Origin of the sequence: Brevibacillus sp. SKDU10 (assembly GCF_001645205.1) — a bacterium.
Classification (GTDB): Bacteria; Bacillota; Bacilli; order Brevibacillales; family Brevibacillaceae; genus Brevibacillus_B; species Brevibacillus_B halotolerans.
In genome coordinates this window covers 1-17,143 of record NZ_LSSO01000179.1, presented here as the reverse complement: position 1 = coordinate 17,143, position 17,143 = coordinate 1, and the positions used below count along the sequence as shown (strand labels likewise).

The 17,143-nt window shown below is 41.3% G+C and carries 14 protein-coding genes, 1 pseudogene and 1 riboswitch; of the genes and pseudogenes, 11 read left to right on the top strand and 4 right to left on the bottom strand.

Annotated elements, in window-relative coordinates:
- Positions 1-573: 573 nt before the first annotated feature.
- Positions 574-933, top strand: a pseudogene (locus tag AYJ08_RS16610) (VOC family protein).
- A 339-nt stretch (positions 934-1,272) separates the two neighbouring features.
- Complete coding sequence (locus AYJ08_RS16600) at positions 1,273-1,614, top strand: hypothetical protein (protein ID WP_064018657.1); 342 nt, start codon at positions 1,273-1,275, stop codon at positions 1,612-1,614.
- A 99-nt stretch (positions 1,615-1,713) separates the two neighbouring features.
- Here AYJ08_RS16600 and AYJ08_RS16595 read toward each other — a convergent pair whose 3' ends face one another.
- Complete coding sequence (locus tag AYJ08_RS16595) at positions 1,714-3,012, bottom strand: homocysteine synthase (RefSeq protein ID WP_064018656.1); 1,299 nt, start codon at positions 3,010-3,012, stop codon at positions 1,714-1,716.
- Positions 3,013-3,152: 140 nt separating this feature from the next.
- Positions 3,153-3,260, bottom strand: a riboswitch (SAM riboswitch).
- Positions 3,261-3,733: 473 nt separating this feature from the next.
- On the opposite strand from AYJ08_RS16595, the gene AYJ08_RS16590 reads away from it, so the two are divergent.
- From AYJ08_RS16590 to AYJ08_RS16580, 3 genes are all read left to right on the top strand, one after another.
- Entirely contained in the window at positions 3,734-5,023 is a 1,290-nt protein-coding gene (locus tag AYJ08_RS16590; protein WP_064018655.1) for an NCS2 family permease, read from the top strand.
- A 276-nt stretch (positions 5,024-5,299) separates the two neighbouring features.
- A complete protein-coding gene (locus AYJ08_RS16585) occupies positions 5,300-6,442 on the top strand; it encodes an amino acid deaminase/aldolase (protein WP_064018654.1) in 1,143 nt (380 codons plus the stop codon).
- On the top strand, positions 6,439-7,746 hold the full coding sequence (locus AYJ08_RS16580; protein WP_064018659.1) for a D-arabinono-1,4-lactone oxidase: 1,308 nt from the start codon (positions 6,439-6,441) through the stop codon (positions 7,744-7,746). The genes AYJ08_RS16585 and AYJ08_RS16580 overlap by 4 nt, the downstream gene beginning before the upstream one ends.
- A 98-nt stretch (positions 7,747-7,844) precedes the next feature.
- Here AYJ08_RS16580 and AYJ08_RS16575 read toward each other — a convergent pair whose 3' ends face one another.
- A complete protein-coding gene (locus AYJ08_RS16575) occupies positions 7,845-9,095 on the bottom strand; it encodes a dicarboxylate/amino acid:cation symporter (protein ID WP_064018653.1) in 1,251 nt (416 codons plus the stop codon).
- A 625-nt stretch (positions 9,096-9,720) separates the two neighbouring features.
- Between AYJ08_RS16575 and AYJ08_RS16570 the strand changes: the two genes are divergently transcribed.
- Both AYJ08_RS16570 and AYJ08_RS16565 read left to right on the top strand, forming a co-directional pair.
- Positions 9,721-9,993, top strand: a complete 273-nt coding sequence (locus AYJ08_RS16570) for a hypothetical protein (RefSeq protein ID WP_064018652.1) — start codon at positions 9,721-9,723, stop codon at positions 9,991-9,993.
- Positions 9,994-10,000: 7 nt separating this feature from the next.
- On the top strand, positions 10,001-10,399 hold the full coding sequence (locus tag AYJ08_RS16565) for a DUF350 domain-containing protein (protein ID WP_064018651.1): 399 nt from the start codon (positions 10,001-10,003) through the stop codon (positions 10,397-10,399).
- A 108-nt stretch (positions 10,400-10,507) separates the two neighbouring features.
- On the opposite strand, the gene AYJ08_RS16560 is transcribed toward AYJ08_RS16565, so the two are convergent.
- Positions 10,508-10,957 carry a hypothetical protein gene (locus tag AYJ08_RS16560; protein WP_031414684.1) on the bottom strand — a complete coding sequence of 150 codons (450 nt, stop codon included), beginning with the start codon at positions 10,955-10,957 and terminating at the stop codon, positions 10,508-10,510.
- A 65-nt stretch (positions 10,958-11,022) separates the two neighbouring features.
- On the opposite strand from AYJ08_RS16560, the gene AYJ08_RS16555 reads away from it, so the two are divergent.
- Positions 11,023-12,258 (top strand): glutathionylspermidine synthase family protein, encoded by a 1,236-nt coding sequence (locus AYJ08_RS16555; protein ID WP_064018650.1) that lies wholly within the window; start codon positions 11,023-11,025, stop codon positions 12,256-12,258.
- Between the two features lie 7 nt (positions 12,259-12,265).
- On the opposite strand, the gene AYJ08_RS16550 is transcribed toward AYJ08_RS16555, so the two are convergent.
- Positions 12,266-13,318, bottom strand: a complete 1,053-nt coding sequence (locus tag AYJ08_RS16550) for a DctP family TRAP transporter solute-binding subunit (RefSeq protein WP_064018649.1) — start codon at positions 13,316-13,318, stop codon at positions 12,266-12,268.
- Between the two features lie 80 nt (positions 13,319-13,398).
- On the opposite strand from AYJ08_RS16550, the gene AYJ08_RS16545 reads away from it, so the two are divergent.
- The 3 genes from AYJ08_RS16545 (at position 13,399) to tyrS (ending at position 17,120) form a co-directional block, all read left to right on the top strand.
- The gene (locus AYJ08_RS16545) at positions 13,399-14,997 is read left to right on the top strand and encodes an ATP-binding protein (RefSeq protein WP_064018648.1); all 1,599 of its coding nucleotides are present in this window, start codon (positions 13,399-13,401) and stop codon (positions 14,995-14,997) included.
- A gap of 2 nt (positions 14,998-14,999) precedes the next feature.
- A complete protein-coding gene (locus AYJ08_RS16540; protein ID WP_064018647.1) occupies positions 15,000-15,680 on the top strand; it encodes a response regulator in 681 nt (226 codons plus the stop codon).
- Positions 15,681-15,836: 156 nt separating this feature from the next.
- Positions 15,837-17,120 carry a tyrosine--tRNA ligase gene (gene tyrS, locus AYJ08_RS16535; RefSeq protein WP_064018646.1) on the top strand — a complete coding sequence of 428 codons (1,284 nt, stop codon included), beginning with the start codon at positions 15,837-15,839 and terminating at the stop codon, positions 17,118-17,120.
- The last annotated feature ends 23 nt before the right edge of the window (positions 17,121-17,143 follow it).

Sequence of the window (17,143 nt, the reverse complement as noted above, 5' to 3'; positions counted from 1 at the left end):
TAACACAGATAGTCAGGAAGTTGTAAAAGAGTACATTGCTGCTAGTAATATTTTTTGATTCATTCTAATCATCTATGCTGTAGATACCGATTTTAATTGTAACAGGAGGGTGATTTTCTTACCATTTTATTTTATTCATATTATGATCATATATATAAAATTTTGCAAACTGTTCAATTTGTGTACACATTTTTTCCATTAAGGCAAATTTTGCTAGATTTTTTTCAAAATATGGGTTATGATCTTAGTAGAAAGTGATTTTCTAATTTTACCCAAGGGGGAGATTTTATGAGCATCGCAATCGCTGTACTGCAATTCCTTGGCGCAGTAATCCCTTTAGTAATTGATCTTCTAAAGGCGGTCGCTTAGGACTAATCATTTTCAAATTATTTTAATGTCCTTATTTTTAACATTTTTGCCAAAAGGCCAGCTTCCTATGAGCTGGCCTTTTGGCATTTTTGAACTAGTAAACGATTTTGGTAGTGGCTCTGTCAGCATCTCAACTGTTTTTTAAACAGTGTCAGGAAATGTCACTATTAGAGGCTAGAATGGAGGGAGAAAAGGGGGAGAATGATGTTTAAGCAATTACATTGCCTTGCCATTTATACGAAAGACTTGGAATCAGCTATTCTTTTCTATGAGAAAATGGGGTTAGTAAAAAAGTGGGAGGCTGAACAAATTCCGGGTAAACCATGGAAACTAGTAGGTATGGGGTTTGGAGAAGGCCATGCAGAATTAGTTTTGAAAAATAACCCTGAATTACATTTCATAGAGCCAGAGATTTTTGTAGAAGATGTCACTGCATTCTATGAACAGTGGAAAGACGATCCTTCCATTTAGTGGATTCGTCCGGCATTTTCCAATTCATTAGGTGGTCATGTAGCTATTATAGAGGCGCCGGATGGTAATGTGTTTGTCTTAATCGGGAAGTAGCCTGATAAATATGATACAATGGGAGGAATGTAACTTTTATTGATCATAAAAACATGGGGGGAGAGAGTGATTGAACTTTATTGGAAAACACTCGCTAAATCTATTGCTGCTGATTGTCGGGCCTACATTTTTCCTGAATCTATTTATTAAGGAAAGCACTGCAAAAAATATCATTAGTGTCGTTAGTTTCCTTCTAGTGTTGCTTGTTGTTATTTGTGGAAGAAGATATCAGAGGAAGAATTCAGAATAAAAGAAAAGATGTGATAAACTTCTTCCTTCTCGGTTCTTATGTGTGACCTTTCTACATACATTGTTGTCAGAACGAAAGGAGAGGGGCACATGGAAGCTACAATTGCTCGGTATTTTGCGATCAAACAACAGCAAAAAGAGCTAGAAGAGGAACTGGCAGAGCTACGTCGGATTCTGTTGGCTGTTTATACAGAACCGTGTGAGATTGAGATTGGAGACTACCGTCTGAAAATTAGTCAGCAAGAGAAGAAAGAGTTTAATGAGGAACACCTGCTTAAAGCCGTAGAAGATCCGCAAATATGGAGGCTGATGTCCAAGGTGGATGTGGCAAAAATAAACAGCCTACTTAAGCTAGGTGTCATAAAAGAAGAAACACTCGCAGATACGTACACGGTGAAACAGACCTCATATGTTCAGGTATCTAAAAAGTAAGCGATGATCCAAAAGTCAAATTTTCATCTTACATATAGAAAAAGGCGTGCGACTGGCAACAGTGAAGCACGCCTTTTTACATCCTACACGATTATCAGCTTACACTTGTACAGCTTCCACAGCTTTTTGAACAGCCTGCTCTAAATCCTGCAAAATATCATCAATTGCCTCTGTACCTACGGAAAGACGAATCATCCCAGGGGTCACCCCGGCCTTAGCTTGTTCTTCTGGGGTAAGTTGGAGATGAGTAGTACTAGCCGGATGTATGATCAACGACTTGGAGTCTCCTACATTAGCCAAATGAGAGAACAATTGAACAGATTCAATTACTTTTTTGCCAGCTTCTACTCCGCCTTTGATTCCAAAAGTCAACAAAGCCCCATGACCATCTGGTAAATAGCGCTGACTAAGTTCGTAGGTAGGCGAGCTAGCAAGCCCTGGATAACTCACCCACTCTACATCGTTGTGTTGTTCTAAATATTGAGCGACAGCAAGTGCATTTTGACTATGCCGTTCCATCCGCAGGTGGAGAGTTTCTAGGCCTTGTAAGAATAAAAAGGAGTTAAAAGGAGATAAGGTAGCTCCTACATCTCGCTGTAGCTGCACACGAGCTTTTACGATATAAGCAGCATTGCCAACCGCCTCTGTATATACAATTCCATTGTAGGTAGGGTCTGGAGTGGAGAGGCCAGGGAACTTGCCGTTACTCCAATCGAAATGACCGGAGTCTACGATAATTCCCCCGATAGATGTGCCGTGACCGCCAATAAATTTGGTAGCAGAATGGATAACGATATCTGCCCCGTGTTCAATCGGCCGGCACAAAATAGGGGAGGCAAAGGTATTATCCACAAGGAGCGGTAATCCATATTCATGAGCTATGGTAGCAATAGCATTTAGATCGGCAACCTGCATTTGGGGATTTCCGATCGTTTCGCAGAAAATAGCCTTGGTTTTGTCCGTAATCTTTGAACGGAAATTGTCTGGATTGGATTGGTCAACAAAATGAACTGTAATTCCGAGCTTTGCAAAGGTATGGGCAAATAAATTGTAGGTTCCCCCATATAAACTGCTCGAGGAGATGATTTCATCACCGGCTTGTGCAATATTTAATAAGGCAAATGTAATGGCGGCTTGACCAGATGCAGTTGCAAGCGCCCCAATACCGCCTTCTAGAAGGGCAACACGTTTCTCAAATACATCCTGGGTTGGATTCATGATGCGGGTATAAATGTTCCCAGGCTCCTGTAACGCGAATAGATTGGCTGCATGGCTGGTGTCACGAAATTCATAGGAGGATGTTTGATAGATGGGAACGGCAAGAGCGCCGGTAGTTGGGTCTGCCACTTGACCTCCGTGAAGGGCTAATGTTTCTCTTTTCCAATTGAGGTTTGACATAAAAAAACCACTCCTTTTCCATGTAAAGTAAGGTGATTCTCTTGGTTTCAATGGTTGGCCCAGTAGAGAGGGAAGACAGGCTTCTCATAGCAAAAAGCCCTCCTCTGAGTAGAGGAAGGCTGCGTTACTAATTTCGCATACATTCATCTCTCAGAACCTTTCGGATTCTGCAGGATTTAGCACCAAGAACGCTATGTTCCGGTTGCCGGGCTTCGTCGGGCCAGTCCCTCCACCACTCTTGATGAAAATGAAAGTTTGTTCTATTGTAAGAAGCTTGAAGGGATAAGTCAATAAGATTTTGTACATTCTGAAAAAAGGTGGAATAAAATTCAGTGTTCGTTTTGGGAAGCCTTGAAATCATCTTGTTTTATCTGGATTAAACTTCTAAAAATTTAACTACATATCGACAGCAAAACAGATTTATTTGCAGGATACATGAAGTGAATAATCATGAATAAAAATACAAATAAGTATAATTATACATAATGAGCTGCATAACTTGTATAGTAGCTTGCTTTTTGGAGGGTAATATAGAGTTAGCTGGAAACATGAAAACCTACATACAAGCATCACTCCCTTTTTTGTTCACATTTTTACATTTCCCTATTTACTCTTTTTCGTTCTTTTTGCTACTATAGGGAAAGGTGTCTTGCCCCAATTTTTGGGGTGAATTGGCACGGGTGGGCCGAGGGGTTGTTTTGTTTAAAGAAGGGAACCGATATTGTACTCATTTTTTCGTAAAAGATTTGATGTAAAAGGTCATCAAACAACGGTTCGCAATGAAATTTTGGCTGGTTTAACCACGTTTTTCACCGCTGTCTACATCATTGCCGTGAATTCAATGATCTTATCGGATGCAGGTATACCATTGGAAGCAGGTATTGTTGCCACGATCATTATCTCCTTCATAGGATGCTTGATCATGGGTTTTTGGGCGAATGCTCCTGTAGCACTTGTTCCTGGTATGGGCATTAATGCGTTTTTCTCCTATACGATTGTTAAATCTATGGGATTGTCATGGGAGAGCGCTTTGGCAGTTGTATTCATGTCAGGTGTTTTATTTATCGTGATTGCTTTTACACCAGTTGCCAAAATCTTAGCGAAAAGCATTCCACTGTCTCTAAAAGAAGGAATGACGGTTGGAATTGGGTTGTTTCTTACCTTTATTGGTTTGCAAAAAGGCGGCTTAATCGTGCCTAATCCATCTACATTTATTGCTTTAGGTGATCTGGGCGATACGAAGGTAGTATTGGGATTGGTCAGCTTAGTAATTGCCGTCGTGCTATTTTTACGCAATGTAAAAGGTAGCTTTTTAATCAGTATTATTGTTAATACGCTGATTGCTATTGCCCTTGGTACGGTAGGTGGTACTAGTCAGGGAAGTGATTTCTCGTTCTCAACGTACCTCACTATCTTTGGAGCATTTTCGTTTGACGGCATAGTTACTGCTGGATTTTGGCTGGCTGTGTTTCCGCTAACCATGGTGATTGTTTTTGAAAATATGGGGCTTTTGCACAGCATGGTTCCAGAAAGCAAATTTGCTCGTACTTTTCAAGCAAACTCCATTTCAGCTATGCTTTCTGGATTGTTTGGTACGAGTCCAACTGTGTCTTCAGCGGAAAGTTCTGCAGGAATTGCCGCTGGCGGGAAAACAGGGATTACAGCAATTACGGTAGGAATTCTGTTCTTGATCTCGATCTTTTGCATTCCTGTCATTCGTTACGTGCCGGATACAGCGATTGCTCCCATCTTAATTCTGGTTGGTAGCCTAATGATGCAAAGTGTGAGTCAGATCAAGTTCACCGACATGTCAGAAGGCTTGCCGGCGTTCTTGATCATTGTGCTGATTCCCTTTACAGCGAGTATTGCAGATGGAATTGCTTTCGGATTTATGGCGTATCCAATTGTTAAACTGGCGATGGGCAGACGTAAAGAAATTCCCTTGCCGCTTTTAATCATTTCGTTTATGTTTTTCCTATATTTTGTGTTGCTGGCATTGCAGCTTCATTAAGGTAAAAGGCAGCCATTTTCTCTTTTGAGAGGATGGCTGCTTTTTTGTATACGGGCATGAGAAGTATGAATGCAGGAATGCAGGATGGATAATTGAACGGCTAGTAACTCTAGATGGAGCAAGCATTTTTCTTTTTTTACTAGTTTTAGAAGCTTGTGTGACTGAATATATTGAAGAGAAATATATCCCAATCTATGAAACAGTAAAGAAGGTGAGATTCTGTACAAGACGACGAGCAGATATCGCTATTACAGAGAAGCTTTCGCGAACCTATCTATGCCGTTTGCCTATATTGACCTTGATTTGTTGGATCAAAATATTGCTGAAATTGTAGCTAGGAGCAATGGTAAACGTATACGAATTGCCAGTAAGTCAATTCGTTCTATTCCTATGCTCCGTTATATTTTAGATTATGATCCTTTGATCCAGGGCATCATGTGTTTTACAGCATCAGAAGCATTGTTTTTGTGGGAGAACGGATTTCATAATCTGCTGCTTGGCTACCCTGTGGTGGACAGATCTTCGCTACTTGCGATAGCACGAGCTGTACAGCAGGGCGCACAAATTACATTAATGGTCGATTCATTGGAGCATATTTACTTGGCGGAGGAGGTGGCAAAACAAGTAGATACGCCCTTGTTGCTTTGTGTGGAGATGGATGCCTCTGACTCATTTTGGGGCCTGCATATTGGTGTATATCGCTCTTCCTTACGGACATTCGAGCAAGTGATGCAGATGGTTGAAAGAATTGTAACCAGTCCTTGGCTTGTGTTGGATGGAATAATGAGCTATGAGGCTCAAATTGCTGGTGTCGGTGATAATATGCCAGGACACGGTTTCAAAAATGGTGTTATCTCTTATCTAAAAAAACGTTCTATACGCTTGGTGAGGGAAAAGCGGAAACGTTTAAATGACGAATTACAACAACGGCATATTTCCCTCCGCTTTTTTAATGGAGGCGGTACCGGAAGTATGAACTCTACTTGCTACGAGAATGCAGTGACAGAAGTAACGGTAGGCTCTGGTTTTTACGCTCCTGCCCTATTTGATTACTACAAAGAATTTCGTTTCCAGCCAGCCGCTGGGTTTGCTGTTGAGATAGTACGACAGCCTAGATTCAATATCCATACTTGTATGGGTGGCGGGTATGTGGCCTCTGGTACGATAGGGAAAGAAAAACTGCCCCTCCCATATTTACCACCACAGGCTGCGTTATTGCGCTTGGAAGGAGCAGGAGAGGTCCAAACGCCTGTACGTTATGAAGGTGATCAAAAGCTTGCAATTGGAGATCCCATCTTTTTTCGGCATAGTAAGGCAGGAGAATTATGTGAACGCTTTCCAACCCTACATTTGCTACGGAAAGGAAAAAGGATAGGGGAAGCCATAACGTATCGGGGAGAGGGCAGGTGTTTTCTATGAGAACAGTAGCAATGAAACCATGGAAGAATTGGGCAGGATTAGTTACTAGCACACCACAGCAAGCGATTTATCCATCCTGCTTGGAGGAAGTGGTACAAGTTGTAAAAAAAGCTAGTCAACAGGGAAAAACAATTCGTGTAGTCGGCTCAGGACATTCCTTTACTCCGCTTGTAGAAACTGATCAAATTCTTCTATCATTAGATGATTTACAAGGTGTACTATCAATTGATGAAAAAGAACAAACAGCAACTGTGTGGGCTGGGACAAAGCTCAGGCTTTTGGGAGAATTGCTATATGAGCGAGGCTATTCGCAAGAGAATTTAGGAGATATTAATGCCCAGTCCATTGGCGGAGCGATTAGTACAGGAACACATGGTACGGGGATTCGGTTCGGAAGTGTTTCCACGCAAGTAGTTGGTTTAACTGTAGTAACCGCTCAGGGTGATTTGTTGGAATGCTCCGAAAGCTCTCATCCTGAACTTTTTCGTGCATTGCAAGTCTCTCTTGGAGCACTCGGAATCATTGTTAAAGTGAAGCTACGTGTGCTTCCTGCGTACAGCATTTATTATAAGAGCAGACGGATGAATGTAAACGACTGTTTAAAAAAATTGACCAGCTTTCATGATCGTCATCGTCATTTCGAATTTTACTGGTTTGTATATACAGATGTGGTACAAGCAAAATTCATGCAAATTACTCAAGAGCCGGATACCAAAAATAGTGCTTGGAATCAGCTTAAAAAAATAGGCATTGAAAATGGCCTATTCTGGTTTTTATCAGAGGGATGTCGTTTATTTCCTCAGTTGTGTGCACCCGTAAGTAAACTTTCTGCAAGAGCTGTGCCTGATATGGAGGAGGTGGGGGCTAGTCATAAATTGTTTGCTACTCCGCGTTGGGTTCGATTTAGTGAGATGGAGTATAGTGTGCCTGCTGATAAAATGCAAGAGGTAGTTCAAGAGATCAGAGATTGCTTGCAAAAGCATCGTTTTGCTGTCCACTTTCCGATTGAATGTAGGTATGTGAAAGGAGATGAAATCTGGCTTAGCCCGGCTTACAAGCGAGATTCTGCGTATATTGCGGTGCATATGTACAAAGGAATGCCCTATAAGGCGTATTTTCAGGAAATGGAGCGTATTTTTCTTAAATACGATGGGAGGCCGCATTGGGGGAAGTTGCATGAATTAACAGCTACTGATTTACAAGAGAGATTACCTATGTGGAGTCAGTTTATCGCAATTCGCAAAGAGCTGGACCCGAATGGATTATTTCTGAATCCCTACTTGTCACGGCTGTTTGGAGTATAATGGTTATCCATCGAAAAAAGCGTTCGTGATCCTGTAGAGGAGAGAACGCTTTTTCGATGGCAGAGATAGGGTGTACTCTTAGGCTTTTAACAATTGAATTACGAGGCGATTGTAGATTCTGAATGAGAAGGCATCATGGGATGGAATTCTTTCTCCGATTTGGAAACCACTACAGTAGCAACACCGTTACCAATTAAATTAGTGACAGCCCGCGCTTCAGACATAAACCGATCTACACCTATTAATAATGCGATTCCTTCAACTGGAATCATTGGAAAAGCAGCTAGAGTGGCAGCAAGTGTAATTAAACCAGAGCCTGTAACACCGGCAGCACCTTTTGAAGTGAGCATCAGCACAGCCAATAGGGTAATTTCCTGCCAGATTGTAAGGTCAATACCATAAGCTTGAGCAATGAAGATGGCTCCCATTGACAGGTATATAGAGGTTCCGTCAAGGTTAAAGGAATACCCAGTTGGGACCACTAGGCCTACTACGGACTTGGAGCAACCATACGATTCAAGCTTGCGCATCATGCCGGGTAGGGCAGATTCTGAAGAAGAGGTACCAACAACCAATAAAATTTCTTCCTTAATGTAACGGATAAAGGAGAAGATATTAAATTTGTAGGCTTTTGCGATAAGACCTAATACTACGATGATAAAACAGCACATGGTTAGGTAAACAGAGCTCATCAGAAGGCCTAGGTTAATCAAAGATTTGATACCAAAATTACCGATTGTGTAGGCCATTGCTCCAAATGCTGCGATTGGGGAGAGGCGCATGATCATGTTAACAACCCCGAAGAATCCTTGTGCCAGCTTCTCAAATAAGTGTAGAACCGGCTTCGCCTGCGACCCCATTGCCGTTAATGAAATTCCGAACAGTACCGCAAAGAATAAAATAGGAAGCAATTCGCCCTTTGCCATAGCACCTACTACATTGTCTGGAACGATATTAACAAGGAAGTCCAAAAAGCTACCACTTTCAGTTGCAGATGAGGTGTATTTTGAGATATCTGTGCTAGCAGCTTTTGATGTATCAATGCCCACGCCTGGTTTTATGATGTTAACGACAAAAATTCCGATCGCAAGTGCTAGTGTTGTTACAATTTCAAAGTAGAGCAACGCCTTTCCGCCTATTCTGCCTACCTTTTTCATGTCTCCCATACCAGCAATACCATGAACGATTGTGAAAAATACAATGGGTGGAATAACCATCTTGATCATTTTAATAAAGACGTCTGCTAGGACTTTTAGTTTAGCTCCAAATTCGGGGAAGATAAAACCAATTATAATACCTAAAATTACACCCGTAATAACCTGGAACGTTAAATTTTTCAATATTTTCATGGATAGTTCACTTCCTTTGTTTGTAAGCGCTTTATTTATCTGAATTTATTGTAAAAGCTTTTGGGAAGTTATAAAAGAATATGGTCTTATTGTTCTTTTTGGTTTTTTTGGTCATGAACAAATCAAGTCGTTTGGACAATAAGTGAACCATAATGGACAATACATTGTTTGCTATGAGCATCCCAGAAGAGATAGATTTTAATTATTATAAATTTATATATAATATGGAAGTTTATGGCTGTACAGACAGCAACTCCTCCCATTATAATCAACTGATGTATAGAGGCGATGTTCAGTAATCAATTAAGCAGCATGTAACCATCAAATGATCATACGTATAGAAAAAGTTCGAGCTGTCGAACCAATTCATCTTCCTTCGCAGAAAGTAACGGATTTGGAAACAAAAGCTCAGCTAGTAGTACCAAAAGAGGTTTGGAGGGAGTTTTTATAGAAAAGTGCGATAGGTAAGACACCAATAAAGCTGGAAAAGGAAGGATTAGGAGGATCACCATGAATCAAACAAAAAAAGTGGTTTCTAAGGTAGCAGCCGTCGCGCTCGTGTCGATGGGCATAGCAGGATGTTCCTCCTCAGAGTCTCGGCCATCGTTACCAGAGGATCGTAATTGTGGCTCGTGGGATTATGACGGGGATGACGATGTATACAAGTGTTCAGATAGGAGCTCGTCTTATCATGGTAGCTACTATCATGCAGGCTCCTATTACAGTAATAAAAACCAGCTCTATGAGAGCAGCTCATATAAAAGCTACAGGAATAGCTCCAGCTTTAAAAGCTCATCTCGAAGCGGATTTGGTAGCGGGTCCCATTCTTCGGGTGGCTGAAGCTAGTCCTAAAGAGTGCTCTTTAGAGCAAACAAAAGGATATAACATACAGGAGTGATGCTTTCATGTCTTTAGTCATAAATTTTTTAAGCTATGCTGGCACAGCTTTTGCCATGATGCTAATTGGATTGGTTTTGTTTGTTGTCAGCACTACAAGAGTAAAAGAGTTTGAATTAATTGCGAATAATAATCAGGCAGCCGCATTGACCCTTGGTGGAAAAATGCTTGGTCTTGCGTATGTACTCGGTTCTGCTGTGGCCAATTCCGTCTCCTTGGTGGATATGGTGATTTGGAGCGGAGTTGGAATAGTAGCTCAAATCATTTTCTCTTATCTAGCTGAACTCATTACGATTCGATTTAGCATTCGGGAAGCCATAGAGAAGAATAATACGGCTGTCGGAATACTTTTAATGATGCTATCGTTATCAATTGGCTGGATAGTAGGGCAATGCTTGACCTATTAGGCTGATACGGAAAAAGTTGTCGAAGCGAATCAGCTTTTGCGCTTTCCCGGGTGATGAATTTCCCAGAATAAAAAATTCATTCGGGAAAGCGTAAAAATACTCGAAATGCTACACCACATAAATGACGTAGACACCGCGATCTTCATCAATTTCGGTAGAATCCACCTCGAAATGTCCTAGCTCTGGGATATGGATATAATCCTTCAACAAATAACGGACCACATCCATATGATGACGGACGGTTATGTGGCTTAGAAGCTCTGTATCGCCAGCGGCTAGCAGTCTCCGAAACTCAATGAGAACCCCTTTATTCTTGTTAAACAGCTCGTCGTGAAAGTATTCTGCACTTCCTTGGTATTCATAAATGAGGATTTCTCTATTTTCCTCCATCTCATTTGAAAGAAGCTGATATTGCTTCCCATCTTTAACGAGATAGTGGCATAAGTGACGAGCTAAAATACCATCCTCTCCGATTTCTGTAGAATGGTATTCGGCAAAGGCCGTGAATTCATCTTCCTTTTGTTTGATATAACACGTACACGTATGGATATAAATCACCCTTTCATCTGATAGATTGATTATGACATACGCTCTTACGATAGAAAAGGATGCGACTCTCCTTCATGAATCATAAAGAGAAAAGAAAGCAATTTTATCAGCAGATCCCACATTATTGGGCAGATTTATACGGTCAGGAGTATAGCTTATACGACATGCACCTGGTGACAGAGCAAGAAGCCTCTACCATTCGAAAAACGACTAATCGGGTAGGGCATTTATTCTTTAAAACAGCAGAGTTAATGCGTCAGCTAGATGATGATCTACTGCTTTCGTTAGGCTTTCCTGCTAGCTCCTTGCGTTTTTTGCGTATTCACCACATCAAGGTAGAGAGTGTTATTGCAAGGTTAGACCTCGTACAGGTCGATCAACGATATGTTGTCCTCGAAATCAATAGTGACACGCCCACATTTTTGAAGGAATTATTCTTTGTAAATGATCGGATTTGTAAGGAATTTGGTTATAAAAACCCCAATGAAGGGGAGGAAAAAAGGCTCAAGCAGGCTGTTCAAGCTGCGATTTTTATGAGCGTTGAGGGCATGGTGCCAAACCATGTAGAGACTCCGCATATCGTATTTACCTCGCATGCTGATAACCCGGAAGATCGGTATACAGCAGAGTATTTACGTGAATTGGCACCTTTGCCTAGCCGCTATGTACCTCTTCATGAACTACAAATCGTCGAGGGGAAGGGGCTATATGATGCTGACGGCCAACGCATTGATCTTTTATACCGTCAAACATACCCCATTGAGCAAATGCTGGTTGACTATGATCCGATTACCAAAGAACCCGTTGGTGAGATGCTCCTTGAATTAGTAGCTCTGCGTAAGCTGGCTATACTTAACCCAATCTCAGCATTTTTGTTGCAAAGTAAAGCGATCCAGGCTGTTATTTGGGGACTGCATGAGGAGCAGCATCCTTTTTATTCAACTGAGGAACACGCTTGGATTGGTGAACACTTTTTACCCACTTATTTAGAGCCTGATCTTTTCCGAGAACAAGGAGTAGCTTATGTACAAAAGCCTGCCTTTGGAAGAGAGGGGGATACCGTGCAGATTATGAAGGATGATGCCATTCTCCATGAAGATAGGAACAAATCATATGCCGACTTTTTGTCTGTTTATCAGAAATATGTACCGCTTCCAACTACTTATGTCCAGACCGTTGAAAAAATCGTCAAGGGACACCTCATGGTTGGAAGCTTTCTTATCAATGGTCAGGCCTCTGCCTTTGGATATCGGTTAGGCGGGCCTATCACAGATAATTTGGCGTATTTTCTCCCTTGCGGCTATAAGTGATAAGCTCTTATTTTTGTGCCTTCAAGTCAGCTATCTTTTGCATGAGCTCCTTACCGATGAATGGTTCAAATTGCTTGTATATGGGCTGGAGTGTAGCAAACCAAGCTTCTTTTTGTGCGGGTGCCAGCGTTTGAATATAAACGTCCTTTTTTCGGCGTAATAAAGCTAATTGCTGTCTGTTCATCTCAATTGCTCGTTGCCGGTTCCAAGCTGTTGTTTCTGCTAAAGCTTCTGTTAACAGATCTCGGGTTTGTGGTTCAAGCTCTTCCCAAAAGTCTTTATTTACAATGACCGCATAACCCAAATATCCATGGTTACTGATAGTGATATAAGGCTGTACTTGATCCAGATGCTTCGTGAAAATGTTCGAAATCGTATTCTCTTGTCCATTGACGTAACCCGATTCAATATTGCGATAGACCTCTGTGAAGGGCATGGCTACGGTATTAGCCCCTAACAGCTTAAATTGGCTTTCAAGGACTTTACTGGGTAAAATGCGAAAGGCATGTCCAGTAAAATCAGCAGGGCGAAGCAAGGGATGCTGATTGCTGCTTACCTGTTTGAATCCATTGCTCCAAAAGGCCAAGCCATGCATGTTTTTTTGCTCTAGTGTTTGAAACAGGAGATGACCAATCTCACCATCAAAGACTCGATGAATGGAATCCTGATCGGGGTAAGCAAACGGCAAATCTAGTGCAAGCCACTGCGGTATTACATTAGACAGATTAGAAAAGGCCGGGGCGATCATCTGAATCTCACCATTAGCTAAAGCTTCAAACTCATCCTTGTCTGAATAGAGAATACCATTTGGGAATACTTGTACCTCAACCTGATCGTTTGTTTTCTCTTTGACTAATTGAGCAAATTTCTCAGCGGCCAAGCCCTTCGGAGTATTTTCTGCTACTACATGACTAAATTTTATGATAACTCGATGTTTTAGTCCGCTTTGTTCCTCGTCAAGAGGTTTAGTTCCAGGAATTAATTCTGTACGAAAACCGATGAACAAAGCTGTTAAAAGCCCGATCAGGATAAAGGAAAAAATACCGACAACTGATTTCAAACAATTCACCTGCTTTCCTAGTTGAAGAATCTGTCAATCTATTTCAAAATAGAAAAAATAAAGATGATAGCGGAAGGATTGTGAAGATTCTGCTCAAAAACCTACAACTTCATTGGAAAATTACGATTCTCTCCTTTGGTATTGTACTATTTTCTCTCTTGATTGGGGGAATTATTATTATCGGAAAAATGTCAATGGAGATAGAATCAGAGTTAGGGCAACGGTTGCTGGTTACTGCGCGTACCGTTGCTGAAATACCTGCGATAGCAGAAAATATAGTAAAACCAGATGGCTGGAAGTCGATTCAATCAACGACGAAACGCATCCAGATTGTAAATGATGTGAGCTATATTGTTGTATTGTCGATGAACCGAATTCGTTTATCGGATGTGATGGAAGAGCGAATTGGCACAGTTTTTACCGGGAAAGAAGCCGGGCCAGCCTTTGCGGAACACACCTTTGTGCAGAAGGTAAAAGGGGAACTTGGGGTGGCTTTACGGGCTTACGTACCTGTTATGAATGCCGAGCACCGTCAGATTGGGGTAGTTATGACAGGACATATGCTGCCTACTTTATATGAAATGCTGGTCAATCAAAAAGAGAGCATCACCATCACGTTGTTTCTATCTCTCTTGTTTGGCGTAATAGGCTCATGGCAGTTAGCCCGGCATATGAAAAAGCAACTGTTAAATCTAGAGCCCCAGGAAATTGCCCGGTTATTAATTGAACGCACTGCAACCTTTCAAGCCATGCATGAAGGTGTGATTGCGATTGATAACGCTTTAACGATTACGATTTTTAATGAGCACGCCAAGCGAATCTTTCGTGTTACAGGGGATGTGATCGGTAAAAAAATTAATGATGTAATCCCCGATTCCAGACTGCCGGAAATTTTACGTTTAGATCAGCCTATCTACAATCAGGAATTGCAAATGCAGCATGCCGTCATTTGGTCCAATCGTGTCCCCATTAAGGTAAATAATAAAACGGTAGGGGCACTTGCAATCTTTCAGGATCGAACAGAGTTTGCCAAAATTGCTGAAGAATTAACGGGAGTGAAAGCGTTTGTAGAAGCACTGCGGGTACAAAATCATGAGCATCGCAATAAAATGCATACCATCGCAGGCTTACTCCAATTAAATCAAGCAGAGAAAGCCTTGCAATACGTTTTTGATGTTTCCGAAAAACATGAGGAGCTAAGCAGCTTCCTGACTGAAAATATTTATGACGATAATCTTTCAGGTTTATTACTCAGTAAAGTGGGTCGAGGCAAAGAACTGGGCATACAGGTGGAAATCGACCGAAAAAGTAGATTCTATGCATTTCCTAACAGGATGGATCACCATGATTTTGTGCTGATCATTGGTAATCTAGTTGAAAATGCTTTTGACGCTTTAACCATGTCAAAGAGGGAAGACAAGCATTTATTTATCAGCATACACCAAGACGAGGAAAGCTTGTCATTAATGGTAGAAGACAATGGAACTGGAATGGATGCCAGTACCAAAGAACGCGTGTTTGAGCGAGGTTTTACAACCAAATACGAGCATAATCAGGGATTAGGACTATATTTGGTAAAAACGCTAGTTACAAAAGGGCGTGGGGAAATTACGGTTGACTCTGAAAGGGGATATGGAACTACCTTTTTCATTCAGCTTCCCATGAAAGGAGAGAAATGAGTATGTTTCGTGTCGTTATTATCGAGGACGATCCGATGGTCCAGGAATTGCATCGCTTGTTTATCCAACAGGTGGAAGGATTTACGGTAATAGGAGTGGCTTCTAATGGATTGGAAGGACTTTCTATGATTCAAGAGCTACAGCCGGATTTGGCCATCATGGATATTTTCATGCCCTCCCAAAATGGTATTGAGACAGTAAAACAATTGCGTAGTGGCGATAATCCAGTAGAGATAATCGTAATTACTGCCGCTAAAGACATGGAGACTATCCAAACCATGATGCGTCACGGCGCATTTGATTATATTATGAAACCGTTTAAATTTGAACGAATAAAGCAAGCACTTGATAATTTCAGTAAATATGCGAAGCAGACAGGCGAACAATCCACAATGTCACAATCCGAACTAGATTCTCTCTTATTTGGACAAACCGCTAAACAAGAGCATCAGCAGCAGGAATTGCCAAAAGGCTTAAATTCGATCACCATGCAACAAATCAAACAATTCATGGTTGAACAAAAGCAGTCCATGTCGGCTGAGGAGGTAGCTGAGCATGTGGGGCTTGCCCGTGTTACAGCTAGGCGTTATCTCGAATACTTGGAACGTATACAGATGGTGGAGCGTGATGTTCAATATGGTGGGGTTGGCAGGCCTGTTAATCGCTATTTAATCAAAAAATAGGTAAAAGCTTGTATCTTCCATGAGCTATAATGAAACATATTTATTTTCGTCTTTATCGCTTGTAAATATTTTTTTTGGTACAATATAAAAATCTGTGCGAACTTATGCTATGATATACAAATTACACAAATTATTGCAAAGGAGAATTAGGTAGCAATGGATATTATTCAAGAGCTAGAAAGCAGAGGGCTGATCTACCAAACAACAGATAAAGAAGAACTAACAAAGCGTCTTCAACAAGGTAAGCTCACACTGTATACGGGCTTTGACCCAACTGCTGATAGCTTACATATTGGGCACCTTCTTCCCATTTTAACATTACGCCGCTTTCAGCAGGCAGGTCATCAGCCAATCGCCCTAGTAGGTGGGGGGACAGGTATGATTGGCGATCCAAGCGGTCGTTCTACAGAGCGTTCATTAAACACAGCAGAGGTTGTAAAAGGCTATTCCAACAAGCTGAAAAAACAATTAGAGCGTTTTTTGGATTTTGAACGTGAGGGTAATCCAGCGATCATGGCTAATAACTATGATTGGCTAGGACAGCTAACCCTGATTGAATTCCTTCGTGATATTGGAAAACATTTTTCGATTAACTATATGCTCGCTAAAGATTCTGTAAGTGCTCGTTTGGAAAACGGAATCTCTTTCACTGAGTTTAGCTATATGATTATGCAGGCGTACGATTTCTGGAAGTTAAACCAAACCCATAACTGTGAATTGCAAATGGGCGGTAGTGACCAGTGGGGAAATATCACTGCTGGTACAGAATTCATTCGACGTGCGAACCAAGATAATGAAAATCAGACGGAAGCGAAAAAAGTATTTGGCTTGACGTTACCATTGGTTCTTAAGAGTGATGGTACAAAGTTTGGTAAAACAGCAGGTGGAGCAGTATGGTTAGATGCTAGCAAAACCTCTCCATATAAATTCTATCAGTTCTGGTTAAACACGGATGATCGTGATGTTGTGAAGTTCTTAAAATACTTTACGTTCTTAAGCATGGAAGAGTTGAATGCGTTAGAAAATGCAGTAGCAACTGAACCGGAAAAACGTGAAGCGCAACGTACCCTAGCTCGTGAAGTAACTAGTCTGGTTCATGGGGAAGCAGCAATGAAACGTGCGGAAGAAATTTCTGTTGCTCTGTTTAATGGGGGACTAAAAGAGCTAACACCATCTGAAATTGCTGATAGCTTCAGCGATGTGCCATCTACTACTCTAGAGGATGGAGAGCTAACAATGGTAGATGTACTAGTTCAAGTAGGTGCAGCTAAATCAAAACGTGAATCCCGCGAATATCTGAACAACAATGCTATCACGGTAAATGATGTTCGTTTCACTGATTTAGAAACCAAGCTGGCCGATATAGAGCTTCTAGGCGGTCAGTATCTGGTAATTCGCCGCGGGAAGAAAAACTACTACCTTGTTGAGTACAAAGGATAAGAATTGTTTTTAAAATATCCTTA